Origin of the sequence: Streptomyces sp. NPDC001941, assembly GCF_040296945.1 — a bacterium.
Taxonomy (GTDB): Bacteria; Actinomycetota; Actinomycetes; order Streptomycetales; family Streptomycetaceae; genus Streptomyces.
In genome coordinates, this window is the sequence record NZ_JBEOYE010000017.1 from 46,512 (window position 1) to 70,621 (window position 24,110).

The 24,110-nt window shown below is 74.3% G+C and carries 22 protein-coding genes; 8 read left to right on the forward strand and 14 right to left on the reverse strand.

All coding sequences use genetic code 11. The features are described from left to right. Nucleotides 1-56 precede the first annotated feature (56 nt). The 5 genes from ABT160_RS14850 to ABT160_RS14870 form a co-directional block, all read right to left on the reverse strand. A complete protein-coding gene (locus ABT160_RS14850) occupies nucleotides 57-1,739 on the reverse strand; it encodes a hypothetical protein (protein WP_351647489.1) in 1,683 nt (560 codons plus the stop codon). Next, the gene (locus ABT160_RS14855) at nucleotides 1,729-3,372 is read right to left on the reverse strand and encodes a hypothetical protein (protein ID WP_351647491.1); all 1,644 of its coding nucleotides are present in this window, start codon (nucleotides 3,370-3,372) and stop codon (nucleotides 1,729-1,731) included. The genes ABT160_RS14850 and ABT160_RS14855 overlap by 11 nt, the downstream gene beginning before the upstream one ends. Nucleotides 3,373-3,516: 144 nt before the next feature. Continuing rightward, nucleotides 3,517-4,995: a PTS transporter subunit EIIC gene (locus ABT160_RS14860; protein ID WP_351647494.1), complete on the reverse strand. Its 1,479-nt coding sequence runs from the start codon at nucleotides 4,993-4,995 to the stop codon at nucleotides 3,517-3,519. 46 nt (nucleotides 4,996-5,041) lie between these two features. Beyond that, a complete protein-coding gene (gene murQ / locus ABT160_RS14865; protein WP_351647496.1) occupies nucleotides 5,042-5,953 on the reverse strand; it encodes an N-acetylmuramic acid 6-phosphate etherase in 912 nt (303 codons plus the stop codon). Between the two features lie 22 nt (nucleotides 5,954-5,975). Beyond that, a complete protein-coding gene (locus ABT160_RS14870) occupies nucleotides 5,976-6,902 on the reverse strand; it encodes a MurR/RpiR family transcriptional regulator (protein WP_351647498.1) in 927 nt (308 codons plus the stop codon). Between the two features lie 144 nt (nucleotides 6,903-7,046). Here ABT160_RS14870 and ABT160_RS14875 point away from each other — a divergent pair, with 144 nt between their 5' ends. Next, nucleotides 7,047-7,442: a DUF8819 family protein gene (locus tag ABT160_RS14875; RefSeq protein ID WP_351647500.1), complete on the forward strand. Its 396-nt coding sequence runs from the start codon at nucleotides 7,047-7,049 to the stop codon at nucleotides 7,440-7,442. Beyond that, nucleotides 7,439-7,705: a DUF4031 domain-containing protein gene (locus ABT160_RS14880; protein ID WP_351647501.1), complete on the forward strand. Its 267-nt coding sequence runs from the start codon at nucleotides 7,439-7,441 to the stop codon at nucleotides 7,703-7,705. The genes ABT160_RS14875 and ABT160_RS14880 overlap by 4 nt, the downstream gene beginning before the upstream one ends. Before the next feature lie 212 nt (nucleotides 7,706-7,917). Here ABT160_RS14880 and ABT160_RS14885 read toward each other — a convergent pair whose 3' ends face one another. The 5 genes from ABT160_RS14885 to ABT160_RS14905 all read right to left on the reverse strand — a co-directional run bounded on the left by ABT160_RS14885 (nucleotide 7,918) and on the right by ABT160_RS14905 (nucleotide 13,469). Next, on the reverse strand, nucleotides 7,918-9,126 hold the full coding sequence (locus ABT160_RS14885; RefSeq protein ID WP_351647503.1) for a Cmx/CmrA family chloramphenicol efflux MFS transporter: 1,209 nt from the start codon (nucleotides 9,124-9,126) through the stop codon (nucleotides 7,918-7,920). Between the two features lie 145 nt (nucleotides 9,127-9,271). After that, nucleotides 9,272-9,913, reverse strand: coding sequence for an HD domain-containing protein (locus ABT160_RS14890; RefSeq protein WP_351647505.1), 642 nt, complete (start codon nucleotides 9,911-9,913; stop codon nucleotides 9,272-9,274). Between the two features lie 95 nt (nucleotides 9,914-10,008). Further along, nucleotides 10,009-10,698, reverse strand: coding sequence for a copper homeostasis protein CutC (locus ABT160_RS14895; protein WP_351647506.1), 690 nt, complete (start codon nucleotides 10,696-10,698; stop codon nucleotides 10,009-10,011). A gap of 1,728 nt (nucleotides 10,699-12,426) precedes the next feature. Then, nucleotides 12,427-12,627 (reverse strand): DUF397 domain-containing protein, encoded by a 201-nt coding sequence (locus ABT160_RS14900; protein WP_351647508.1) that lies wholly within the window; start codon nucleotides 12,625-12,627, stop codon nucleotides 12,427-12,429. After that, nucleotides 12,624-13,469, reverse strand: coding sequence for a helix-turn-helix domain-containing protein (locus tag ABT160_RS14905; protein WP_351647510.1), 846 nt, complete (start codon nucleotides 13,467-13,469; stop codon nucleotides 12,624-12,626). The genes ABT160_RS14900 and ABT160_RS14905 overlap by 4 nt, the downstream gene beginning before the upstream one ends. Before the next feature lie 184 nt (nucleotides 13,470-13,653). Here ABT160_RS14905 and ABT160_RS14910 point away from each other — a divergent pair, with 184 nt between their 5' ends. Together ABT160_RS14910 and ABT160_RS14915 are read left to right on the forward strand one after the other, a co-directional pair. Next, a complete protein-coding gene (locus ABT160_RS14910; protein ID WP_351647512.1) occupies nucleotides 13,654-13,887 on the forward strand; it encodes a hypothetical protein in 234 nt (77 codons plus the stop codon). Continuing rightward, nucleotides 13,884-14,264: a hypothetical protein gene (locus ABT160_RS14915; RefSeq protein ID WP_351647514.1), complete on the forward strand. Its 381-nt coding sequence runs from the start codon at nucleotides 13,884-13,886 to the stop codon at nucleotides 14,262-14,264. Before ABT160_RS14910 ends, ABT160_RS14915 begins: the two co-directional genes overlap by 4 nt. Before the next feature lie 112 nt (nucleotides 14,265-14,376). On the opposite strand, the gene ABT160_RS14920 is transcribed toward ABT160_RS14915, so the two are convergent. Next, complete coding sequence (locus tag ABT160_RS14920) at nucleotides 14,377-16,431, reverse strand: HelD family protein (RefSeq protein ID WP_351647516.1); 2,055 nt, start codon at nucleotides 16,429-16,431, stop codon at nucleotides 14,377-14,379. Between the two features lie 337 nt (nucleotides 16,432-16,768). On the opposite strand from ABT160_RS14920, the gene ABT160_RS14925 reads away from it, so the two are divergent. Further along, nucleotides 16,769-16,972: a hypothetical protein gene (locus ABT160_RS14925; protein WP_351647518.1), complete on the forward strand. Its 204-nt coding sequence runs from the start codon at nucleotides 16,769-16,771 to the stop codon at nucleotides 16,970-16,972. A 31-nt stretch (nucleotides 16,973-17,003) separates the two neighbouring features. Here ABT160_RS14925 and ABT160_RS14930 read toward each other — a convergent pair whose 3' ends face one another. Continuing rightward, complete coding sequence (locus tag ABT160_RS14930; RefSeq protein ID WP_351647520.1) at nucleotides 17,004-18,671, reverse strand: DNA repair helicase XPB; 1,668 nt, start codon at nucleotides 18,669-18,671, stop codon at nucleotides 17,004-17,006. Between the two features lie 118 nt (nucleotides 18,672-18,789). Then, nucleotides 18,790-21,408: a helicase-associated domain-containing protein gene (locus ABT160_RS14935; protein WP_351647522.1), complete on the reverse strand. Its 2,619-nt coding sequence runs from the start codon at nucleotides 21,406-21,408 to the stop codon at nucleotides 18,790-18,792. An 83-nt stretch (nucleotides 21,409-21,491) separates the two neighbouring features. On the opposite strand from ABT160_RS14935, the gene ABT160_RS14940 reads away from it, so the two are divergent. Next, nucleotides 21,492-22,445: a hypothetical protein gene (locus tag ABT160_RS14940; RefSeq protein ID WP_351647524.1), complete on the forward strand. Its 954-nt coding sequence runs from the start codon at nucleotides 21,492-21,494 to the stop codon at nucleotides 22,443-22,445. 136 nt (nucleotides 22,446-22,581) lie between these two features. Beyond that, nucleotides 22,582-23,232, forward strand: coding sequence for an HAD family hydrolase (locus tag ABT160_RS14945; protein WP_351647525.1), 651 nt, complete (start codon nucleotides 22,582-22,584; stop codon nucleotides 23,230-23,232). On the opposite strand, the gene ABT160_RS14950 is transcribed toward ABT160_RS14945, so the two are convergent. Further along, entirely contained in the window at nucleotides 23,202-23,459 is a 258-nt protein-coding gene (locus ABT160_RS14950; protein WP_351647527.1) for a hypothetical protein, read from the reverse strand. The genes ABT160_RS14945 and ABT160_RS14950 overlap by 31 nt on opposite strands. A gap of 192 nt (nucleotides 23,460-23,651) precedes the next feature. On the opposite strand from ABT160_RS14950, the gene ABT160_RS14955 reads away from it, so the two are divergent. After that, nucleotides 23,652-24,035 carry a cold-shock protein gene (locus ABT160_RS14955; protein WP_351647529.1) on the forward strand — a complete coding sequence of 128 codons (384 nt, stop codon included), beginning with the start codon at nucleotides 23,652-23,654 and terminating at the stop codon, nucleotides 24,033-24,035. Nucleotides 24,036-24,110: the final 75 nt, after the last annotated feature.

A 24,110-nucleotide genomic window follows, 5' to 3' on the forward strand; every position in this document is an offset into this window, starting at 1 on the left:
GGCGGCACCCCCTCTCCCAGGGGGGTGCCGCCCTTCGTCGTTGCCGGGGACCGGCGTCAGCGCACGTCGACCGCGTCGGCCGTGGCCGTCGAGTTGAAGTGCGTGCCGTCACCGAAGTACCGGATCAGGTAGGAGCCGTCGACCGTCGCCTTGGTACGGAAGACGGCCTTGCCCTTGGCGTCCGTCGTCGTCGACAGCTGGAGCTTGAACGACGAGCTGTTGGCGGCCCGGAACCACAGCTGGACCTTCTGCTTGGGCATGGCCCGCCAGGACTTGTTCACGTACTCCTGGAGCGTGCCGGTGACGGCCAGGGCGGCGCCCTTCTTCACCGGCTCCGGGGTGGCGTTCACGTCCGGCAGGCGGGTGGTGGTGCGGCCCATGGAGAAGACCTGGCTGACGCTCTCCGCGTACTGGTCGCTGGTCAGGTGGCGGACCCGGTAGGAGCCGGAGGCGCCGCCGGTGCCGACGACCTGGAACGTGTTGTACCAGGAGTTGTACGGGGTGCTCACCGAGGACCAGCCGGAGCCCAGCGCCTTCCAGCCGGTGCGGCCGTCGGCCGAGTACTCGACCTGGACCTGCTGGTCCTGGCCGTCGACGCGGTTGCTCTGGAGCTTCGGGCTGAACGCGCCGCTCACCACGACCCGTCCGTCGGCGCCCAGCGACGCGCTGTGCGCCACCATCTTCGACTCGGCGGGCAGGGCGAGGGGGCCGGAGGCGTCGCCGCTGAGCCAGCCGTCCACCGGGACGGCCGACCAGGAGTTCAGGCCGTTGCCCGGCACCGACGTCAGCGTCGCCGTGAAGCGCCCGTCCGCGTCCGTGGTGACGTTCCTGCCCGCGCCCTGGCGGTGGCCGTCGCGCCCCAGCCCGACGGAGATGACCACGCCCGCGAGCGGGTCCGTGCCGTCGAGGACCCGGCCGCTGACGGTGACGCCCTCGCCGGGCAGCACCCGGGTGCGGTCGGCGCTCGCGGCCACGGTGACGCGGCGGGGCTGGGACTGCCACACCGAGCGGGTGGCCGCGGTGCTGCCGTGGACCTCCGCGCTGTCCTCCGAGAAGGAGGCGCGGAACTCGCCCGAGGGCGTCGCCAGCGGGAACGGCGCGGACGCGAAGGCGCCGGTGTCCGTGGTCACGGCGGTCCTGGTGTCGCCCGCCGCCGGGACCCGGTCGAAGGAGACCGTGCGGCCGGCCAGCGGGACCTCGTCGCGCGAGCCGGGCTGGATGCCGACCAGGGTGCCCTGCGGGCGGGCGTTGGGGTCCTGCCAGGTGGGCTTGGGCAGGTCCGGCAGGACGAGCACGGGACGCAGGGTGAAGTCCAGCGTGCCCGCGTCGCGCCGGGTCACGGTGGCGCCGGTGCTGTCGGTGGCGGTGACGTCGATCGCGTACGCGCCGAGGGCGGGGATGTCGCCGCCGTCCTCGGTCAGCTTCAGCGGGGTGCCGGCGGGCACGGTGAACCGGCCCTCGGCGCCCGGGGCCCCGGCCAGGGCGGGCAGCTCCGCGACGACCGTGTCGCCGCGCCGGACCTTCGCCGACACCGAGACGAGCGTGGCGCCGGGCGCGTCCGTCCAGGCGGTGACGCCGAAGGTGCCGCGCTCGGCCTGGTCGGTGACGGCGCGGCCGATGCCGACCGCGACCGGTTCGTCGGCCGCGAGGGCCGGGGCGGTGGTGGCGGCCAGGGAGAGCGCCGCGACCGCGGCGACGAGGGTGAGCCGGGCGGGCCGGCCGGTCAGGTCAGCGCGCATCGATGTAGGTCACCTTCGTCTCGCTGTAGAAGTAGCCGTTGGCGGGCTCGGTCACCACGGCCCAGGAGCCGTCCCCGTAGGCCTTGCCCTTGAGGGAGTACCTGCCGTTGGAGGCGGTCTTGCCCTTCGTGACCCAGTACCAGTCGGTCTCGCCCTTGGGCTTGAAGACCAGGGTGACGCGGGCGCCGGGGTAGGCCTGCCACTTCTTGTTCACGTACCGCTGGACCGTGCCGGACGCGGTGAACGCGGCGTTCGTCCTGGGCTTGGTGGTGGAGTAGCCGGCGCCGAGGAAGCGGGTCTGGACGCGGGTCTGGTGGACCGGCTTGGAGACCGCCTCGCGGTAGGTGTCCGTCTCGGGGTGCCAGACGCGGTAGTACGCGGCGATGAAGCCGCCGCCCTCGAAGGCGAAGCCGCAGTCGGAGTCGCCGGAGTCCACCGAGTCGAGGTTGCGCCAGGTGCGGCCGTCCACGGAGTACTGCAGGACGATCGGCTCGTTCGTGCAGTAGGAACCGCCGAGCAGGGCGCGCCCGCCGACGCGGAGCGTGCCGTAGGCGTCGAGCGCGACCGTGACGTTCGAGAAGACGAACGGCTTCGGGACGGCGATCTCGCTGCGGTCGAAGGGCTGCGACTCGAAGTACGGGGACGGCTTCACGAAGGTGTTGACGTCGCCGGTGCTCAGGGCCTTGCCGGTGTACGTGAAGGTGCCGTCGGCCTTGACCGTGCCGCTGCCCACCTTCACGTCCGCCCACGCGCCGTTCGGCCGCTCCATGGAGGAGACGACCTCGGCCCCGGTGAACGGCTTCCAGCCGTCGTCGGTCAGCCGCTCGGCCCGGCCGGTGACGGTCACGGGCTGGCCCTGCTGGACCCGGTACCGGCCGGTCTCGGCGCTGATCCGGTACTGCGTCTGCTCCAGGTCGACGTCCGGCAGCCGCGCCGGGTCGTCGGGGTCGGTGTCGGCGGCCGGGGTGACCACGGTGGCGGTGCCGCCGCGGACCGCGTCGCCCGGGGTGAACGGGAGGGCGAAGGAGCCGTCCGCGTCGCTGAGGGCGTAGAAGGTGCTGGTCCGGTTCGCCAGGTGCACCGCGATCTGCACGCGGGTGCCGGCCCGGGCGGGCTCCCGGGTGCCGGTGGCCGCGTCGAAGGCGTTGACCTTGCCGCTCAGGACCACGTCACGGTGGTCGTAGTCGGTGCTGGCGCGGTCGAAGGCCAGACCGGATACCCCGGTGTGCAGCTTGTGGCTGTAGCTGCCGCCGGTCCAGCGCTGGACGGTGCCGTTCGGCATCCGGTACTCGACGCCCACCGGGTAGTCGCCGTAGGCGGTGCCCGCGGGCAGCCGCAGGGCCGCGTCGGTGGTCCAGCCCCCGCCGCGCCAGGTCAGTTCGTCGGTGGACGCCAGGACGGCGGCACCGGGCTCCTTGGAGGCGAGGACGCTGACCTTCACCCACAGGGCGTCGGCCGGCAGGCCGATGTCGAGGCGTCCGTCGTCGGAGGTGGTGGTACGGCTGACGGTCACCCCGTCCGCGTACGCGGCGGGTGCGACGGCCAGGGCGGGTGCGACGGCACCCGCGGACAGTACGAAGACCGCTGCCGCACGCGTCAGGGCGTGCGGCAGCGGGCGCGCAGAGCGCTTCAAGGGACCCCCCACAGGTCATGAGGCGGCGCCCGGTCGGGGCTGCCGCGGCGATCCTCCGCGCGGTTCCGTCAGCGTGGTCGCTGGTTCCCGCGTGATCGCTGGCAGCACGATAACCCCGGGGGTGGTGGGGAGCTGCGGGGAGGGTCAGGCGCCGACCGGCTCGGGCGCCGGGTTCGTCCGGTTCTGGTCCGGGGTGGGCGCGGGGACGGCGTTCAGGTCGACCAGCATCTGCTTGCTGAAGCCGAAGAAGTACGTCGCCGCGAACCCGACCAGGTAGCCCGTGAGCAGCCCGCCCGCGTAGACCGCGATCGTGGTGCCCAGGCCCGCGTTGCCGTCGAGCAGCGGGAAGAGCGCCCAGCCGGACGGGCCGATCGCGGTCGAGCCCACCTGGTCGCCCAGCATGCTGAACAGGCCCACGAACCCGCCGCCGAACGCGCCGCCCACGCAGGCGGTGACGAACGGGCGGCCGAGCGGCAGCGAGACGCCGTAGATCAGCGGCTCGCCCACGCCCAGGAAGCCGGCCGGGAGCGCCGAGCGGATGGTGCGGCGGACCGACTCGTTGCGCGGCAGCCGCAGGTAGACCGCCATGGCCGCGCCGACCTGCCCGGCGCCCGCCATCGCCAGGATGGGCAGCAGCACGGTGAAGCCCTGCTGCTCGATCAGCGTGGTGTGGATCGGGATGAGCGCCTGGTGCAGGCCCAGCATCACCAGCGGCAGGAAGAGGCCGCCGAGTACGAAGCCCGCGCCCGCGCCGCCGCTGGCCAGCAGCCAGTTCGCGAAGTCGCCGATGGCGCGGGAGACCTCGCCCGCCACGAACATCAGGCCGTACAGCGTGACCAGGCCGGAGACCAGCACCGTCAGGGTCGGGGTGAGCAGGACGTCCAGGGACTCCGGCATCCAGCGGCGGCACCACTTCTCCACGTACACCGCGAGCACCGCGGCGCCCAGCGCGCCGAGCACGCCGCCCTGGCCGGGGGAGAGCGTCTGGCCGAAGGCGTCCACCTTGGCGACGCCAGGGAAGACGATGATCGCGGCGACCGCGCCGCCCAGGATCGCCGTACCGCCGAACTCCTTGGCGGTGTTGTAGCCGACGAAGACGGCGATCAGCGCCATGAAGCCGCTGGCGATCGCCGCGAGGGCCGGGGTGACGGCGGGCAGCCAGCCGAGGTTCACCAGCAGGCCGTTGAGCCCGGCGATGATGCCGCAGCCGATCAGGGCCGGGATCAGCGGGACGAAGATGTTGGCGATCCTGCGCAGCAGGAGCTTGACGGGGGTGGCGTTGCGCTCCTTGCGGGCGGCCCTCAACGCCGCGCCCTGCGCCGCCAGTTCCTCCGCGGTGTGCGCGGGGGCGGCCGGGCGTTCCTCCGCCACCAGCGCCTCGAAGGCGGGGGTGACCCGGGCGACCGTGCCCGGGCCCAGGACGATCTGGTACGTGTCGTCCTCGACCACGCCCAGGACGGCGGGCAGGGCCTTCAGCTCCTCGTCGCGCACCAGCGAGCGGTCGCGCAGGCCGAGGCGGAGGCGGGTCATGCAGTGGGCGACGGAGGTGACGTTCCCGGCGCCGCCCACCAGGGGGAGGAGGGCGGCGGCCGTGGCGCGGTGCTTGTCTTCTGCGGTGCTCATGGTGCGGCCTTGCTGTGCAGAGGGGCGTGCGGAGGAGGAGGGCCGGTCACAGGGCGGCGCGGAGGTGGCCGCGCGCGTGGCCGAGGCGGGCGTTCGCCGTCGGGGCGTCCACGCCGGCCAGGATCATCAGGATCGCCGTCTTCACCTCCCCGCCGGCCTCGGCGAGGGCCGTCTCGATGCGCTGGTCGGGGGCGCCGGTGGCGAGGGCCACGATGCGGCGCGAGCGGGCCTGGAGCTTCTCGTTGGAGGCGCGCACGTCGACCATCAGGTTCCCGTACGTCTTGCCCAGGCGGATCATGGTGATCGTCGAGATCATGTTGAGGACGAGCTTCTGCGCCGTACCGGCCTTCAACCGGGTGGAGCCGGTGAGCAGTTCGGGTCCGACGACCACCTCGATGCCGTGCTCCGCCGCGGCCGCCAGGCCCGAACCGGCGTTGCAGGACAGGCCGATGGTGAGCGCGCCGAGGCGCCGGGCGTGCTCGACGGCCCCGATCGCGTACGGCGTGCGGCCCGAGGCGGAGATCCCGACGACCGTGTCGTCGGCCGTCAGTCCGAGGCCGTCCAGGTCGGCGGCGGCCAGCTCCTTGGAGTCCTCGGCGCCCTCCACCGCGGTGACCATGGCGCTCGGGCCGCCCGCGATCAGGCCGACGACCTGGGAGGGGTCGGTGTTGAAGGTGGGCGGGCACTCGCTGGCGTCCAGCACGCCGAGCCGCCCGGCGGTCCCCGCGCCCGCGTAGACGAGCCGGCCGCCGCGGGCCATCCGCTCGGCGGTGGCGTCGATCGCGGCGGCGATGGCCGGCAGCCGGTCCCGCACGGCCGCGGGCACGGTGGCGTCCTCGCCGTTCATGGTGCGGGCGATGTCGAGGGTGGAGAGACGGTCGATCTCGGCGAGCTCGGGGCGGAACGCCTCGGTGGTCAGGGTGGCGAGCTGGGCCTGGAGGTCGGAGTACGTCGTCATGGGTGCGCGGCTCTTTCGGGGTTCAGCGGGTGCGGGGGGAGTGGCGGTGGGCGAGCGCCTCGTAGGAGGCGGCCAGCGCGGGGGCGGCCGTCTCGTACGTGCGCTGCGCGACACCGACGAACAGGCAGTCCACGACGAGCAGTTGGCTGGTGCGCGAGGACATCGCGGCCGGGCGCAGCTCGCTCTCGCGGGCCGTGGAGGTGGTCAGCACGTGGTCGGCGTACTGGCTGACCGGCCCGTCGGGGCGGCCGGTGATCGCCACGGTGGTGGCGCCGTGGTCGAAGGCGACCCGCAGCGGCTCTATGACGTCGCCGGTGGAGCCGGAGTGGGTGATGGCGATGGCGACGTCGCCGGAGCGCAGCTGCACGGCGTTGGTGACGGCCAGGTGCGGGTCGCTGTGGGCGTGCGCGACCAGGCCGATGCGCAGCAGCTTCTGGGCGAGGTCCTGGGCGACCAGGCCGGAGGCGCCCACCCCGTAGATGTCGGCGCGGCGGGCCCCGGCGAGGGCGCCGACGGCGGCGCCGAGCTGGACGGTGTCGAGGCCCGCGGCGGTGTCGGCGAGGGTCTGCTGCTCGTCGTAGGCGAGCTTGGCGACCACGTCGGCGATCGGGTCGTCGACCGCGATGTCGGCGGTGACGGCGGGGGCGCGGCCGGACTGCTGCTGGGCGGCGAGCCCGGCCAGCGCCAGGCGCAGGTCGCGGTAGCCGGGGTAGCCGAGCAGCCGGGCGGTGCGCACCACGGTGGCCTCGCTGGTGCCGGTGAGCTCGGCCAGGCCGGTGACCGTGAGGGCGGCGCAGCCGGCCGGGTCGCCCGCGACGGCTTCGGCGACGCGCTGCATGGAGCGGGTCATGGAGGGTGCCAGCGTGCGCACCTTGGCCGCGAGGGCGGCGGGGGCGGGCGGGGCGTCGGCGCCCGAGCCGCTGAAAATTTCCTTCACTTCATTGGTCACGCCTGAAAGATATTTTCGGCCGCTCGGAGGCGTCAAGGGGGCGGAGGTCCCGGGGGCGGGCGGGGCCGAGGTCCCGTGGTGTCCGGCGCGGGGGCCTGGTGGTCCCCGGGAGGCGTGTCGGCGTCCGGGGCGACAATGGACGGCATGGACGACGACTCGACGGACGACGTGAAGCCCCTGGAGCAGGCCCTGCACGCGGCGCGGGCCCTGGTGCTCGCCGACCTGGCGGCGCGGGACGTGGCGCGGGCGGACGTGGTGTCGCTCGTCGAGGACGCGGTGACCGGGCGCCGCTGGTGGGTCGAGCAGTGGCCGCAGGGCGCGGAGTACGTGGCCGGACTGGTCGCCCAGGACGTGCAGGACGCGCTCCTGGAGCGGTACGGCCGCTGGCCGCTGTGCCCGGTCTGCGACGGGGACCCGCACGCGCTGGACGTGGAACCGGAGCTGGGCCCGGACCCGCACTGGGTGTGCGGGAAGGCCGGCGTGGTCGTGGCGCCGGTGGGGGGCCTGGAGACGGTGCCGGGCCCGGGGTCCGGGTCGTGACCGTGTACATCGACCCCCCGATGTGGCCGGGGCACGGGCGGATGTGGTCGCACCTGGTGAGTGACGTCTCGTACGAGGAACTGCACGCCTTCGCCGCGACGATCGGCTGCCCGCCGAGGGCCTTCGAGCGGGACCACTACGACGTCCCGGAGGCGCGGTACGCGGACGCGGTGGCGGCGGGGGCCGTGGAGGTGGGCCCGAAGGAGCTGCTGCGGCGCCTGACGGGGGCGGGCCTGCGGCGGCCCAAGCGACGGGGAGTGTAGGGACGTCGGCCCCCCCCGGGGCGTCGGCTCCCCGGGACTTCGGCCCCCCCACGGTGCGTCGCCCCCCGGGACGTCGGCTCCCCGGGACTTCGCCCCCCACGGGACTCCGGCCCCACGGGACTCCGCCCCCCACCCCCCAAGCAGAGCGGGGGGTGTAGAGGCCTTCCGCCCCCACACCCCCCGGCACCTCGCGTGTCGGGCCGCCTGCTCCGCTACTCCACCGGGGCCAGGGACGACGGCGACTCCAGGTGCGCCGAGCCCGTCACCACGCGGGAGCGCGACCGGTGGACGCGCAGCGCCACCGCCGTGGCGCCCAGGGCCACCACCGTCATCGCCGCTCCGGCCCAGGCGGTGGACTCGTACGAGAAGCCCGCGTCCACCACGGTGCCGCCCAGCCAGGGGCCTCCCGTGTTGCCCAGGTTGAAGGCCGCCGTGGTGGTGGCGCCGGCCAGGGTCGGGGCCGCGCCGGCCACGTTGAACATGCGGGCGTTCAGCGCCGGGGCCGTGTAGAAGGCCGAGACGCCCATCAGGAACGCCAGCGCGCTCGCCGCCACCGGGCTGGAGCCGAACAGGGCGAGGGCGACCAGGAAGAGCGTCGAGCCCGTGATGCCGCTGAGCAGCACGCCGAAGAGGTGCGCGTCGGCGACCCGGCCGCCGATCGTCGTACCGACCAGCGCGCCGACGCCGAACAGGGCGAGCACCCACGGCACCCAGCCCGCGTCGAGGCCGGAGACCTCGGTGAGGAGCGGGGAGAGGTAGGTGAAGGCGCAGAACACGCCGCCCGCCGCGAGGGCGGTGATCACCACGGCGAGCCAGACCTGGCGGTCGCCGTAGATCCGCAGTTCGCGGCGGAGTTCGGGCCGCTCGGCGGGGAGCGGGATGTGCGGGATCTTGGTGAGGACGCCGACCAGGGCGACCGCCGCCGCCACGCCGACCGCCCAGAAGGCGGAGCGCCAGCCCAGCTGCTCGCCGAGGAAGGCTCCGGCGGGGACGCCGAGGACGTTGGCGATGGACAGGCCGCCGATCATCACCGCCATCGCGCGGGCCCGCTGGTTGACCTTGACCATGGAGATCGCGACGGCCGCGCCGAGCGCCCAGAACCCGGCGCAGGCGAGCGCGCTGATCACCCGGGAGGCGAAGAGCAGGGAGTACGTGGGGGCCAGCGCGCCGGCCACCTGGCCGAGGCCGAAGACGGTGATCAGGGCGATGAGGGTGGCCTTGCGGGGCAGCCGCAGGGTGGCGACGGCGAGCAGCGGCGCGCCGACGACCATGCCGATCGCGAAGGCGGAGTTGAGCAGGCCCGCCTGCGGGATGGAGACGTGCATGTCCTCGGCGATCGGCGGAAGCAGCCCGGAGAGCATGAACTCGCTGGTGCCGAGGGCGAAGACGGAGAGGCCGAGGATGTAGACGGCCAGGGGCATGCGCGTACTCGTGGGTAGGGACGGGGGTGCGGAGGCGGATTCGGGCATGACAGTGGTCAACGGCTGTCACGTCCCTTACATTCCCGGGTCGGGGACCGTCTCAGCAAGTGAGAGGACCACCACGCCGACCGTCTGCGTCCACGGCCTACGGGGTCAGCAGCCCCAACTCCGTCGACAGGTTCTCGCGGGCCTGCTCCTCCCACTCCGACCGCCCGTACGGCGTGCGGAAGAGGCGCGGCAGGGCGAGCAGCTGGCGCAGGACGTCGGCGCGGCCCGCGCGGAAGGCGTCGGAGGGGACGAAGGAGTACTCCTCGCGCACGGCCGCGGCGTAGGCGGCGTAGGCGTCGGGCGCGGAGGCCAGGATCGCGAGGTCGGCGTCGCACAGGACGGCGCCGTTGGCGTCGTCGTCCTCGGGGGCGTGGGTGACGGTCAGCCGCACCAGCCGGGCCACCTCGGCGGTGGCCTCGGGGGTCAACCCGGCCTCGGGCAGGGCCCGTTCGGCCAGGGCGGCGCTGCGCTCCTCGTTCTCGGAGCGGTCCGGGCGGTAGACCGCGTCGTGGAACCAGGCGGCGAGCCGGACCAGCTGGAGGTCCTCGGCGTGGCCGGCCAGGGTGTCGACGTGGTCGAGGACCGCGGTGAGGTGCGCGGTGGTGTGGTACCGGCGCTGGGGCTCGGCCCAGCGGGCGAGGAGGTTGTCGGCGTACGGGAGGGGGTCGGGGCCCCCGCCCTGGCGGGCGGCCTCCAGGGCCTGGGAGAAGCGGGCCCGCAGCACGTGATGGTCGGCCATGCGACGACGATAGCCGTGCCCCGCGCCACCCTGGCGGCCCACCTACCGTGGGCGCCGCCCCTGAGAGGTGGCGCCCACGGCCGGAGGGCCAGGGGTTACGCGTCGAGGGCCCGGCGCCACTCCTGGACGGCCACCGGCGACACCGGCGCGTCCCAGCCGCGCGGGCGGGCGGCGCCACCGATGTGGAACGCGTCCACCCCGGCCGCCTTCAGCTGCGGCAGGTGCTGGAGCCGGAGCCCGCCGCCGACCAGGATGCGGGCCCCGTAACCGGGCTCGCCCGCGCGCGCGGCCTCGGTCAGCAGGGTGTCCAGGCCCGCGTCCACACCGTCGGCGGACCCGGCGGTGAGGTAGGTGTCCAGACCGGGCAGGTCCGCGAGGGACTTGCGCAGGGCGTCGCGGTCGGCGGCGCGGTCGATGGCGCGGTGGAAGGTCCAGCGGCACCCTTCGAGCTCGGCGACCAGCCGCTCGACGGCGACCAGGTCGACGTTGCCCACGGAGTCCAGGAAGCCGAGCACGAACTCGTCCGCGCCCTCCGCCCGCAGCTCGCGCGCGGCCTTCACCAGGCGGTCCACGTCACCGGCGGCGAAGCCGTCGGCCAGCCGCAGCATCACGCGCAGCGGGATGTCCACGGCGGCCCTGATGCGCCCGAAGGTCTCTCGGGACGGGGTGAGGCCGTCGGCCGCCATGTCGGTGACCAGTTCGAGCCGGTCCGCTCCTCCGGACTGGGCGGCGATCGCGTCCTCGGCGTCGAGGGCGATCACCTCCAGGAGTGCGCGCTTGCTCATGGGACCCCATTCCTCCGGGTGTCGGGACGTCTACGGGAGACGAGTACAGCTGTGCGGGTGTCTACGGCTACAGGTCTAGTCCAATGACCCCACCAGACTAATGGCCGCGCCCCGCGAAGGCAGCCGTACGCACGTTCCCCGCCCTCTCTTTCCCCGCTCTTTCCCCACGGGGGGCTGGGGGGCCTTCGGTATGGATACGGGGAGGGGGTATCGGTGGGGGTGCCGGGTGTGGGTTACGCCTCACAGCGGGGGCGCCGAGGCTTCTGGGTCACCTGACCTCGGGTCCCTGCCTGGGGCTGCCGTGCTTTCCGGGTCACCTGGCCCTCGGGCCTGGGGCCCGCCACCCCGCCAGGTGCGGGCCCGAGCACACCCCCACGTGGCGTGCGGCCGATCACCGTGCGACCCGGGGCCCGCACCGTTCGGAGCCGTCCGACCCCTGATTCCAGCCCCTCCGGAGCCGGTTCACCCCGTCTTTCCAGCCCCTCCGGCGCTTGAGGAGCGGGGTCTGGGGCGGAGCCCCAGGAACCTGCGCCTACAACCGCCGGAGGCTTTCGGGAAGGGGTGGGGTGGGGTACGTGTCCTGGGCCCGCGCCACGAGAACCCGAGGGCACCCGGGTGCGCCTCGCCCCGGGGCCACCGTCCTTCCCGGATCACCTTGCCCGGGCCCGGTGCCGCCACCCCGCGGGCCTCGGGCCCCAGACACACCCCCACGCGGCGTGCAGCCGATCCCCGTGCGGCCCAAGACCCGCACTGTCCGGGGTGGCTCGGCCCGGAGGGGGGTCTGAGGGCGGTCATTCGGCTCCGGTACCTCGGGGGGCCTCGCAGCCGGGTCCGTGGTTGCTCGCCGTTCGGAGCCGCCCGACCCCTGATTCCAGCCCCTACGGAGCTGGTTCACCCCGTCTTTCCAGCCCCTCCGGCGTTTGAGGAGCGGGGGTCTGGGGGCTGGCCCCCAGGACCTGGGCCGGTAACCGCCGGAGGCTTTCGGGAAGGGGTGGGGAGGGGACCCCCAAGGCCCGCACCCCGTGCGACGGGACCCACGCGTGGGCGCCGCCCTCGTGGCCCGGGCCCGCACCCCACGCCCGGTACGGGCACGACCACCTTGCTGCCGGAGGGGCAGTTCCGTGCGGGCGGCCCGGGGCGCGTCAGGCGATGGTGGGCACTGGGGGCCAGCCCCCAGACCCCCGCTCCTCACACGCCGGAGAGGCTGATTGTCGCCACGATGACCGGACAGTCACCCGGTGCCACGCCTCAACCGCCGGCGGGGCTGGAGAAAAGACCGGCACCACCCCCCGCATCACACGCGACAGCCACCCATCCCCGGTTCCTGGCCTGGGGGCAAGGCCCCCAGACCCCTCTCCGGGCCGAGCCACCCCGGACAGTGCGGGCCTTGGGCCGCACGGGGATCGGCTGCACGCCGCGTGGGGGTGTGTCTGGGGCCCGAGGCCCTCGGGGTGGCGGGACCCGGCCCGAAGGCGAGGGCCCGAGCCCAAGACACGTACCCCTCCCCGCCCCTTCCCGAAAGCCTCCGGCGGCGGGAAGGGGGAAGGGTTCCCGGGGGCTTCGCCCCCGGACCCCCTGCGGGGCTGCGCCCCTGCACCCCGGGTAGGGCGTCCGGCTCCGCGTACCGGGGCCCATTCGGCGCGGGCTCTCGGGCCCCGCCCCAGGCCCCCGCGCGACGGCACCCGACAGCGCAGGACGCGCCGCGGTGGTGCCGCTCCCCGGGGTGGGTCAGTACTTGAGGCCGTTTATGAACGTCGTCCACGAGGCGGGGGTGGGGGCGAGGATGGGCCCCTCGGGAGCCTTGCTGTCCCGTATGAGAATGACGCCGAGGGCGGCTGCTATCGGGGTGAACTCGACGCACTCGCCGGTGCTGGAGCTGTAGCTGGACTTCCTCCAAAGCGACTTCGTAGTGTCGGGCGGATAGATCATGAATCTCCTAGATCCCGGATCAGCTTTCTGATCAGCTCCACTGAGGCTTCTTCGTTCAGTGCGTGACCGCGAATCTTGCTGTAGCGGCCTTCGAGCCGGTTGACGTCGGACACGTCGGTCACCCACTGGCTTCCGACCTCGGTCTCCGTGTAGCCGATGCGCCGCCCGACGTCTGTTTCCAACAGGATGAAGGCGTGGAACAGGCCCGCTTTGGCCGTGGTGCTGTCCATGATCTGCACTGACACGTTGCGCAGCTCGGACAGGCGCAGGATCTGGTTCAGCTGGTCTCGCGTTGCTGCCGCGCCGCCCACGCGGCGGCGGAGGACGCACTCTTCGATCACGAACGTGAAGGACGCCATGGGGAGGCGCGTGAGCAGTTGCTGCCGGTCCAGCCGCTTACGTACGCGCTCGGCCAGAGCGTCGTCGTCCAGGGGCGGGTAGTGCTGCTGAAGGATGGCCCACGCGTACGCCTCGGTCTGGAGCATCCCCGGCACGGCGATCGGGTCGTACCTGTCGATGCGCTGAGCCTTCTTCTCTTCCTCCAAGTACTCGTCGATCCACCACTGAGTGCTGTCGGCCTGCATGAGCTCCTGGTTGCAGATGGCCAGCACACCACCGGTGTTCAGGAACGCGTCGACCTGAGTGATGTACTCAGGTCGTGCCCTGCGCGCACCGGACTCGATTTTCCGAAGGTAGTCGGCCGTGTACCCGACTTCTGTGGCCAGTGCTTGAAGGCTCACGCGCGCTGCCTCCCGTAGCCGCCGCTGCTGGGCCCCGAAGATCCTATTGCGCAGACCTTGAAGATCCACAGGGGTCGTGTCTTGTTTGTCGTTGCTGCTCAACAGCCACTCTCCCTGTGCCGTCCCCTGACTTCAAGACGCGCTGCGACAGCGCTCCTCGGCCGCCGAATCGGCCTCTGACAGCGCTGGACAACCCCGCCGTCCGGCTACCCAGCGTAGAACTCCGCTGATCAGACTGTGAGTTGTTCGCTCGACCGCACCCCTCTCCACAAGGAGAAACCGCCTCATGTCCAACCCCCGCCCCCACCCCCAACGCTTCTACGAAGCCGGCCTCATCGTCCGCGACGGCGGCGGGCGTCTCGGGCAAGTCCAGGAGTACCGCGACGGGCGGGTCATCCTCCGGGGGCTCGGCCCCACCCCCGACGTCTGGCACACCGACCCCGACGCCATCGAGCCCGCCACCGAGATCGAGACCCTCAACGCCCTCGCCAACAAGCGCTCCTGGGAGCGGTTCCAGTGACCGCCCCCAGCCCCACTCCGGCCCCCGCTCCCGCCCCCAACCCGTCCCCGCGCCCGCTCCCGTACGCCCCCTGGACCGTCCCGCCCGAGCCCGTCCCCGCCCCCGGCTGCCCCACCTGCCGGTCCGCGCACGAGCGCCGCCAAGGTGCGCGGGCCGCCGGGCACTCCGTACACGCAGCCCTCTGCAACACCACCCTGCGGCAGCACCCGGCCCACGCCCAGGCCCACGCCCAGGCCCACGCCCAGGCCCACGCCCAGGCCCACGCCCAGGCCCACCCCCAGGCCCACCCCCAGGCCCACCCCCAGGCCCACCCCCAGGCCCAGGCCCACCCCCAGGCCCAAGCCCACCCCCAGGCCCAAGCCCACCCCCACCCATGACCCGGCGACCCCGCCGTCACGCCCTCGCGCTCACCCTCTCCGCCGCCTGGATCACCGCCACCGTGATCCTGCTCCTCGTGCGGGGGCACCTCTAGGCCACCTGTACGCCAGGTCAGCCCAACTGCCCCGGCAACGCCTCCCCGTGCACCACCGTCAGCCCCGACACCGCACGCGTCAGCGCCACGTACAGCCGCCGCAGCCCCGTCCGCTCGTCCGGCTCTCCCGCGACCACCGCCGACGGCTCGTCCAGGACCACGTAGTCGTACTCCAGGCCCTTCGCCAGCGAGGCGGGCACCAAGGTGAGGCGGGACTCCAGCGTCGTCTCCTCGCCCGGGGACAGCCAGGACAGGCCCGCCGCCTCCAGCGCCTTCTCCAGCGCCGGGATCCGCGCGTCCGCCGCGATCAGGCCCGTCGAGCCCTCGTGCGCCAGCGCCTCCTCGCACGCCGCCACCACCGCCCCGTCGACGTCGGACGCGTCCGGGACCTCGCGCAGCACCAGCGAACCCGGGTTCTCGCGCACCGACTTGACCTCCGCGAGGCCCGGCGACATGTGGGGCAGCAGGCGCGAGGCGTACGCGATCACCTCGCGCGGCACGCGGAAGCCCGCCGTCAGCTCCTCCACCAGCGCGTCCGGCTTCCCCAGGTGCGTCAGCGCGTCCGCCCAACTCGCGGTCGCCCAGGGCGTGGTGCCCTGCGCCAGGTCGCCGAGCACGGTGGCCGAGCCCGTGGTGCAGCGCCGGCCCACCGCCCGGTACTGCATCGGCGAGAGGTCCTGCGCCTCGTCCAGGACCACGTGGCCCAGCGAGTGCGTGCGCTCCACCAGGTCGTACGCCTCGTCGATCAGCACCGCGTCCGCGAGCGACCACTTCGCCGACTTCACCGAGCGCGCGGGCTTCTCCCAGAGGATCTCGGCCTGTTCCTCCGCGCTCAGCACGCCCTCCGCGTGCTCGGCCAGGACCCCGGCGTCCGACAGCAGGCGCAGGACCAGCTTCGCCGGGTCCACCGGCGGCCACATCTGCTTCACCGCGGCCTTCACCGCCGCGTTGCGCGCCACCGCGTCCTGCACCCGGTCGTCCGGGGCCTCGCCCGACTGCTCCATGCGGACGAGCACGCTGTGCGCGATCCGCTGCGGCAGCGCCTCGCGGGCGGCGCCGTAGCGCATGTCCCGGTCCAGCAACTCCTGGACCAGCTCCTCCAGTTCGTACGCCGGGACCCGCCAGCGCCGCGAACCCCGCACCACCACCAGGGCCTCGGTGGGCATCGTCACGTGCGAGCGCACCGCGCGCCGCAGCACCGCCGCCATCCGGGCGTCGCCCTTGACCACGGCCGCCGTCGCCCGGTCCGCGCCGCGCACCTCCACGTGCGCCACCAGGTCGTCGACGGTGGCCTGCTTCACCTCCAGCTCGCCCAGCGCGGGCAGCACCTGCTCGATGTAGTGCAGGAACGAGCGGTTCGGGCCGATGACCAGCGTGCCCGTGCGGGCCAGCCGCTCCCGGTGCGCGTACAGCAGGTACGCCACCCGGTGCAGGCCCACCGCCGTCTTGCCGGTGCCCGGGCCGCCCTGCACGCAGACGGTGCCGGAGAGCCCGGACCGTACGATCTCGTCCTGCTCCGGCTGGATCGTCGCCACGATGTCGCGCATCGGGCCCACGCGCGGGCGCTCGATCTCCGCCTGGAGCAGCCGCGAGGTGCGCTCCAGCTCGGCCGGGTCGGACAGGTGCTCGTCCTCGTACGCGGTCAGCTCGCCGCCCGTGTAGCCGAACCGGCGCCGCAGCCCGACGTCCTGCGGGTCCTTGCGGGAGGCGCGGTAGAAGGGCTGGGAGACGGGGGCGCGCCAGTCCACCACCATCGGGTCGCCGTGCCCGTCGTGCACGTGGCGCCGGCCGATGTAGAAGCGCTGGCCCTCCTGCGTGGTGTGCAGGTAGTCGAGGCGGCCGAAGAACAGCGGGGTGTGCGAGAGGTCGGCGAGCGACTTGATGCGCTCCTCGATCTGGGCGCCGAGGACGGCGGCGTTCACCCAGTTCGCGGTGACGTCCTTGATGTCCAGGGCCTCGACGTCCTCGCGCATGGTGCGCAGGGCGGCGCGGGACTCGGAGAGGTGGGCGCGCTCGCGGGCGAGGGGGTCGTCCAGGGGTTCTTCGGGGTGGGTCGGGGCGTGCGCGGGCACGGGGGGCCTCCGGATGCGTGCGTGTGGCGGTGCGATGCGGTGGGTGCGGTGCTGGGGCCTCCGGTTACCGGCCGGGTGGCGGCGCCTCCCCCAGGGGGGCGCGGGCAAGGTGCGGGATTCTAGCCAGGGGGCGGGGGAGGGGGCCAACTGTTTTTCACCCGGGGGCGGGGGCCGCCGGGGTCTCGGGGCCTCCGGGGCCCTGTCCCGGGCCGGGACCGGTCCGGGACCTCTGTCCCTCCCGTAGGGGACCCCCTATGCCTCTGGTCGTACCTCCGGGCGACCAGGGTTACCTCCGCAGGTCGATGTGGAGGGAATGCCCGGAATCCATCATGGAGACATGAGCGCAACGACCCTCCACCCCAGCACCCGGGTACCGGGCCGGCAGCGCCGCGCAGGCGGCGCCACGGCTTCCGGTGCCGCCGCCCACTCCCCGCACCGCGTCGGCAACGCGCTGCGGGCCGTCAAGGTCTTCGCCGGCGCCGTCGTCAGCGTGGCCGTCCTCGGGGAGTACGCCGAGGACGCCGGCGTCCGCCGCCGCTGAGCCCCTCCGGGTCCGGGCTCCGGGTCCGTCCTCAAGCGCCGGACGGGCTCGTGGGGCCCTGGTCCTCCAGCAGTTCGTCCGCGTCCACGATCCGGTACGCGTACCCCTGTTCCGCCAGGAAGCGCTGGCGGTGGGCCGCGAAGTCCTGGTCGATCGTGTCCCTCGCCACCACCGAGTAGAAGTGCGCCTGGTGCCCGTCCGCCTTCGGGCGCAGCACGCGGCCCAGGCGCTGGGCCTCCTCCTGGCGCGAGCCGAAGGTGCCCGAGACCTGGATCGCGACCGTCGCCTCCGGCAGGTCGATGGAGAAGTTCGCGACCTTGGAGACCACCAGCACGCTGATCTCGCCGTTGCGGAACGCGCCGAAGAGCTTCTCGCGCTGCGCGTTGGACGTCTCGCCCTTGATCACCGGCGCGTCCAGGTGCTCGCCCAGCTCGTCCAGCTGGTCGATGTACTGGCCGATGACCAGGATCTGCTGGCCGGCGAACTTCCTGACCAGCGCCTCCGTCACCTTGCGCTTGGTCGCGGTGGTGGCGCAGAAGCGGTACTTCTCCTCCGCCTCGGCCGTCGCGTACGCCAGCCGCTCCGAGTCGGTGAGGTTGACCCGCACCTCCACGCAGTCCGCCGGGGCGATGTACCCCTGGGCCTCGATCTCCTTCCACGGCGCGTCGAAGCGCTTGGGGCCGATGAGCGAGAAGACGTCGGACTCGCGGCCGTCCTCGCGCACCAGCGTCGCCGTCAGGCCGAGCCTGCGGCGGGCCTGGAGGTCGGCGGTGAACTTGAAGACGGGCGCGGGCAGCAGGTGCACCTCGTCGTAGAGGATCAGGCCCCAGTCGCGGGAGTCGAAGAGCTCCAGGTGCGGGTAGACGCCCTTCCGCCGGGTCGTCAGCACCTGGTAGGTGGCGATGGTGACCGGGCGGATCTCCTTCTTCGTACCGCTGTACTCGCCGATCTCGTCCTCGGTCAGCGAGGTGCGCTTGACCAGCTCGGCCTTCCACTGGCGGGCCGAGACGGTGTTGGTGACCAGGATCAGCGTGGTCGCCTTGGCCTCGGCCATGGCGCCCGCCCCGACCAGCGTCTTGCCCGCGCCGCAGGGGAGCACGACGACGCCGGAGCCGCCGTGCCAGAAGCCGTCGACGGCCTGCCGCTGGTAGGGGCGCAGGGACCAGCCGTTCTCCTCCAGGTCGATGGGGTGCGCCTCGCCGTCCACGTACCCGGCGAGGTCCTCGGCGGGCCAGCCCAGCTTGAGCAGCGTCTGCTTGATCTGGCCGCGCTCGGAGGGGTGCACGGCGACCGTGTCGGGGTCGATGCGCTGGCCGACCAGCGGCTGGACCTTCTTGGAGCGCAGGATCTCCTCAAGGACCGGCCGGTCGGTGCTGGTCAGCACGAGGCCGTGGACCGGGTGCTTGGAGAGCGTGAGGCGGCCGTAGCGGGCCATCGTCTCCGCGACGTCCACGAGCAGCGCGTGCGGCACGGGGTAGCGGGAGTACTCGACGAGCGCGTCCACGACCTGCTCGGCGTCGTGCCCGGCGGCGCGGGCGTTCCACAGGCCCAGCGGGGTGACCCGGTAGGTGTGGATGTGCTCGGGCGCCCGCTCCAGCTCCGCGAACGGCGCGATGGCGCGGCGGCACGCCTCGGCCTGCTCGTGGTCGACCTCCAGCAGGAGCGTCTTGTCGCTCTGGACGATGAGGGGTCCGTTCAACGCCTTGGGTCCTTCCCGCAGACGGCCGCCCGGACGTGGGCGGCCAAACTTCCAGTCTGCCGCATCGGCGCGCGTTCCCGCCGGGCCCCTCCCGGGTCCCTCCCGTGTCCCGCCCGCCTCAGGCCGGGTCGTCCGCCAGTTCTGCGACCCCCGTGATCCGGTGCAGCGGGTAGGTGCGGACCTCGTCGGCCGTGTGGTCGTAGCCGGTGACGAAGCCGCCCTCCACCCGGACGGGGGCGATGACGCGCTGGCTGGCGGCGCCCTCCGCGTTGACGTAGCCGATCCAGACGGCGGAGCCGGTGAGCGCGGCGGCCTGGACGGTGGCCAGGGTCTCGGCGGGGGAGGTGCGGGGCAGTTCGCCGTCGCGGGGCGCGGCGGACTCCTCGGCGGGCTCCTTGCGTACGGCGGTGGCCGCCGCGTCGCCCGCGCGGACCGCCTTCACCGCCGCGCCGAGCAGGGTGTCGTCCGGTGCGGGCGGGCCGTCGGGGACGGGGGCGGGCGCGGTGCGGGCCGGGGTGCGGTGGGCGCGGGCCCGGGTGACGAGCACGTCGCCGTCGGCGGACTCGGCGGCCGGCGCGTACCCCATCGAGCGCAGCCCGTCGAGCAGCGTCTTCGGGTCGCTCTGCGCGGCCAGCACAGTGGGCGCCAGCCGGCGCAGGCGCAGCGAGAGGGCCCGCTTGTCGGCCAGGATCTCGCCGAGCACCGTGTCGTCGTCGCAGCGCACGTAGGCGGAGGCGGCGCCGATGCGCAGGTGGCCGTGCTTGCGGGCGACGTCGTCGATCAGGTACGCGAGCGGCTGCGGCACCGGGGTGCGCGAGTGGGTGCGCAGGAAGTCGTGCAGGCCCGCCGCGCTCTGCCCGGCGTCCAGGGCGCGGCGCACCGAGGCGGGCGTGAAGCGGTAGACGGTGGCGCCGCCCTTGGACTCCACGTCGGCGAGCACCGAGAGCGCCTCGGCCAGCGGGCGCTCCAGTGGGCCGGGGGCGACGGCCGTGAGGTCGGCCTGGAGCAGTACGTGGTCGAGGGGTTCGGGCAGCAGCGGGGCGAGGGCCCGCGCGGCCAGGACCGGGGAGCCGTGCGCGGCGGCGGTGGCCGCGTCGCGGTCGGCCTGGTGCCGGGCGGGCGCGGGGAGCTTCCCGGTGGCGTCCTGGGCGCGGCGGTGGTGCACCGGGAGGCGGGCGCTGGGGGAGTCGGCGTCGTCGTCGGGATCCTCCGGCTGCGGGGCGGGCAGGCCCAGCAGGGCGCGGGCGTGCCCGGAGAGGGCGCCCCGGCCGGTGACGCCGAGCAGTTCGGCCTCGGCCAGGGTCCAGGCGGCGATCCGCGAGCGCAGGTCCCCGGCCGGGGCGCCGGTGCGCAGCGGGCGCTCCCAGCGGAGCCGGGCCAGCACGGTGTCCGGGTCGGCGGAGGCGCCCGCCGGGAGCGAGCCGATCAGCGCGAGGACCCGGGCGCGCACCTCGGGGGCGGCGGCCCGGTCCAGGTCGGGGCCGAGGGCGGACAGGGTGCGGCCCTTGGCGTCCTGGCCGCCGATCAGGCCGGGGGTGCGGGTCGCGGCGAGCCAGGTGGCGGCCAGCGAGGCCCAGCGCTCGGCGGCGGGGCGGGCCGCCCACTCGTCGTACTCGGGCGTCGGCGCGTACCGCTCGTCGGCCTCGCCGTCGGAGGCCAGCAGCCCGGCGCCGAAGGCCAGCTCCAGCCAGAACGCGGCGTTCTGCTCGGTGAGGTCCAGGGCGGTGGCGACGCGCTTGAGGTCCCGTACGGCCAGGCCCCCGGCGCGCAGCACGGCGGGCCCGCCCTCGTTCCAGGCCTTGAGCAGTTCCTCCAGGGTGGCCAGCGCGGTGTGGGCCTGGCCCGCCGCCGTACTGTCCACAACCTGTGGACGATGGTCGCGCTGCACGCCCACGGCGGGCGGCAGCGGCTCCGGCAGCCGGTGCGCGCGGCCCGCCCGCAGGTGCAGCGCCACCTCGCGCGGCAGCACCACGGTGCGCGGCGACGCGGGCAGCAGCAGGCCGCGGTCGCGCAGCCAGCGCACCGGCGGCGTCGGGTTCGCCGTCACCTCGCCGTACGGCGGGCCCCACACCAGCCGGTCCAGGACCGACAGGGCCTCCGGCGGCGCCTCGTCCAGGAGCCGCCCCATCCGCTCCCGGTCGGTGAACAGGCCGGTCAGCGCGGAGGCCGCCGACACCGGGTCGTGCGTGCCGCGCAGGCCGGCCGCCGCCAGGATCTCCTGCAGCCGGGTCGGCGACATCCCGGCGGCCGTCTCCGCCGCGGTCGGGCCGAGGCCGGTCGCGGACGGGTGCTGGGGGCTGGGGGCGAGCAGCTCGCGGGCGGTGCGCACCAGCCGCAGCCGGTCGTCCGGGCCCCACACCAGGGCCTGTTCGCGCAGCCGCGCCAGGGTGTCCGGCAGCGCGCCCGCGATCACCGGGTCGCCGTCGTCCCCGGTCAGCAGCCCGAGCAGCACGTCGTACGGCGCCGGGTCCGGCGCCACCGCGAGCGCCTGCGCCACCTGCAGCGCGAACGCGTCCAGCCGCTCCAGCGCGCGCACCACCGAACCGCGGGTGCCCGCCCGGGTCGCCAGCTGCGTCAGGTCGCCGGGCACCGGCGTGAGCAGGTCGGGCCGGGCGCGCAGCAGCGCCGCGAGGCCCTCGTCCCCCCGCCCGCGCAGGGACTCCGCGAGCGTGCGCGGGGCCGTACCGCCGTTCTCCTGGGGCACGTGCGCCTCCCGATCCAGCTCACCGGTCGCCATCCGCCCCACGTTAGCCCCTGCGCAGGCGCTAACGTCGGGACAGGGCGGCGGCGGTGGGGCGGCCCGGGGCGCGGAGGGGCACTGTGGGCATCGAGAGCGACCAGCTGGTCTTCGACTACCTGAGCCGGGTCGGCGACCTGGCCCAGCAGCACCAACTGCCCTCGGGCACCCGGATGCGCCTGGTGACGGACCTGCGACGGGAGATCGACGCGGCGCGCGGCGGGCCCGGCGCCGAGGACAGCCCGGCCGCGGTGCGCCGCATCCTGGACCGCCTGGGCAGCCCCGCGGAGCTGGTCGCGGCGGCGGGCGCGCCGGGCGGGTCGGCCCCGGACGTGCACATCCCGCGTCCGCGCGCGTCGTCCCCCTCCGCCCCCTCCTCGGTGAGCGGGGCCACCCCGCCGCACCTGCTGGGCGAGGACGAGATCGGCACCGGGGCGTATGCGCCGGAGCCCGACTGGTGGCGCACCCAGGCGCCCGGGACCGGCGTGCCGGGGTTCGTCGGCGGGGTCGAGGTGCCCGAGATGCTGCGGCCGCCCCGACCGCCCGGGGAGCCGGAGCCGGAGGCCGCCGCCCCGGCGGCGGACCTGGTGAAGGGGGCCGCGGAGCCGCCCGGGCCGCCCGGGGCCCCGGTCACGGAGGCCGTGGTGGTCCCGGCGCGCGGCTGGCGCGGGCGGCTGGCCCTGCGCACGCCCCGCTTCGACCACCCGCTGCTGGTCCTCGCCGCGGTGCTCCTGGTGGCCGGGGCGGTGATGCGCTCTCCGCTGCCGCTGGGCCTGGGGTGGCTGCTGGCGTACCTCTCGCGCAGGCTGACGCGCCCGCAGGCGAAGTGGGCGGTCTTCGGGCTGCCGGGCCTGGTGGCGGCGGGCGGGGCGGTGTGGCTGTGGGGGCGGGTGAACGCCAAGTGGGGCGACCCGATAGCGCCCGGCGGTACGGCGATGGGGGCGGCGCTCTCGGAGACGTGGCCATGGGTGTTGAGGGGGGCGGCGGTGGTGTCGGCGGGCTACCTGCTGTGGCGCGCCCGCCACCGCCCGAACTGACCCCGGGGATCGCGCCCCGGACCCCGGAGCCTGCGACTCGGGCCGGTCTCTTGGGTTCGGGCCACCCCGGCTCCCGGCCTGGGAGGCCCCTTGGCCCCGGCCCCCGGGTGATCACGGCCGGCGGGAGAATGGGGGCATGCGTATTCAGGACCAGGCCCAGCCCACCACCCCCGTCATCGGCTTCGACCTCGACATGACGCTGATCGACTCCCGCCCCGGCATCCACGCCTGCTTCGTCGCCCTCAGCGCCGAGACCGGCGTCCCGGTCGACGCGGACCTCGCGGTCACCCGGCTCGGGCCGCCGCTGGAGCAGGAGCTCGCGCACTGGTTCCCGGCGGAGGAGGTCGCGGCGACGGCCGAGCGCTACCGGGCGATGTACCCGGAGTACGCGATCGAGCCGTCCCCCGCCATGCCCGGCGCGAAGGATGCGATTCAAGCCGTTCGCGACGCGGGCGGGCGCGCGCTCGTGGTGACCGCCAAGCACGGTCCGAACGCCGCCCTGCACCTGAAGCACCTGGGCATCGAGCCCGACGCGCTGGTCGGTTCGCTGTGGGCCGAGGGCAAGGCGGAGGCGCTGCGCGAGCACGGCGCGGGCGTGTACGTGGGCGACCACACCGGGGACGTGCGCGGGGCGCGCGCCGCGGGCGCGCTCTCGGTGGGGGTCACCACCGGGCCGTGCGACGCGGCCGAGCTGCGGGCGGCCGGCGCGGACGTCGTCCTGGCCGATCTGACCGCGTTCCCCGCCTGGCTGCGGGGCTACGCGGCCCCGGCCGACTCCCGGGCCTGACGCCGCTGGGCAGCGACCGAGCGCAGCACCCCGGCGGCGGCGACGACGAAGCCGACGCCCATCAGCATGCACACGGCGTAGGCGACGGGCGGGAAGGGGTCCGTGCCGAGGAAGAGCGGGGCCACGGTGACCAGAGTGGCCACCGCGCCGACGATGAAGACGACGGCGCCGAAGCGCACCAGGCCGTCGCCGGGGGCGGGGGCGTCCGAGCGGGTTTCACTACGCATTCGGCCAGGGTAGTTCCCAGGCCGGAGGAACAAACCAGGTGACGTCTTGTCACCAGCCCCTGGACCATTAGCCTTGGTGCAGGCGGGTCGGGCGACCCGCTGTAGTGCTATCCGGAGCCCTTTTCAGCGCGGCTCCTCCCCATCCCGGCGCACGCCGTGCGCGACCCATCGAGTACGAGGACGAGGACAGACGTGCCTACCGGCAAGGTCAAGTGGTTCAACAGCGAGAAGGGCTTCGGCTTTCTCTCCCGCGACGACGGCGGTGACGTCTTCGTCCACTCGTCGGTGCTCCCCGCCGGGATCGACTCGCTCAAGCCCGGCCAGCGCGTCGAGTTCGGCGTCGTCGCCGGTCAGCGCGGTGACCAGGCCCTCTCCGTGACGGTCCTCGACCCGACGCCCTCGGTCGCGGCGGCCCAGCGCCGCAAGCCCGACGAACTGGCGTCCATCGTGCAGGACCTGACCACCCTCCTCGAGAACATCACGCCGATGCTGGAGCGCGGCCGCTACCCCGACAAGGTCCACGGCAAGAAGATCGCGGGCCTGCTGCGCGCGGTCGCCGACCAGCTGGACGTCTGAGCGGAGCCCCCAGGAGGCCCCGAGCCCCCAGGAGCCCGGAGCCCCCGGGGGACCATCGCCTCAGGAGACCAGCGC

Coding starts and splice junctions, on each gene's coding strand:
- ABT160_RS14850 (WP_351647489.1), bottom strand. CDS start 1,739: ATGCGCGCTGACCTGACCGGCCGGCCCGCCCGGCTCACCCTCGTCGCC.
- ABT160_RS14860 (WP_351647494.1), bottom strand. CDS start 4,995: ATGAGCACCGCAGAAGACAAGCACCGCGCCACGGCCGCCGCCCTCCTC.
- murQ (WP_351647496.1), bottom strand. CDS start 5,953: ATGACGACGTACTCCGACCTCCAGGCCCAGCTCGCCACCCTGACCACC.
- ABT160_RS14875 (WP_351647500.1), top strand. CDS start 7,047: ATGGACGACGACTCGACGGACGACGTGAAGCCCCTGGAGCAGGCCCTG.
- ABT160_RS14885 (WP_351647503.1), bottom strand. CDS start 9,126: ATGCCCCTGGCCGTCTACATCCTCGGCCTCTCCGTCTTCGCCCTCGGC.
- ABT160_RS14890 (WP_351647505.1), bottom strand. CDS start 9,913: ATGGCCGACCATCACGTGCTGCGGGCCCGCTTCTCCCAGGCCCTGGAG.
- ABT160_RS14895 (WP_351647506.1), bottom strand. CDS start 10,698: ATGAGCAAGCGCGCACTCCTGGAGGTGATCGCCCTCGACGCCGAGGAC.
- ABT160_RS14900 (WP_351647508.1), bottom strand. CDS start 12,627: ATGATCTATCCGCCCGACACTACGAAGTCGCTTTGGAGGAAGTCCAGC.
- ABT160_RS14910 (WP_351647512.1), top strand. CDS start 13,654: ATGTCCAACCCCCGCCCCCACCCCCAACGCTTCTACGAAGCCGGCCTC.
- ABT160_RS14925 (WP_351647518.1), top strand. CDS start 16,769: ATGAGCGCAACGACCCTCCACCCCAGCACCCGGGTACCGGGCCGGCAG.
- ABT160_RS14935 (WP_351647522.1), bottom strand. CDS start 21,408: ATGGCGACCGGTGAGCTGGATCGGGAGGCGCACGTGCCCCAGGAGAAC.
- ABT160_RS14945 (WP_351647525.1), top strand. CDS start 22,582: ATGCGTATTCAGGACCAGGCCCAGCCCACCACCCCCGTCATCGGCTTC.
- ABT160_RS14950 (WP_351647527.1), bottom strand. CDS start 23,459: ATGCGTAGTGAAACCCGCTCGGACGCCCCCGCCCCCGGCGACGGCCTG.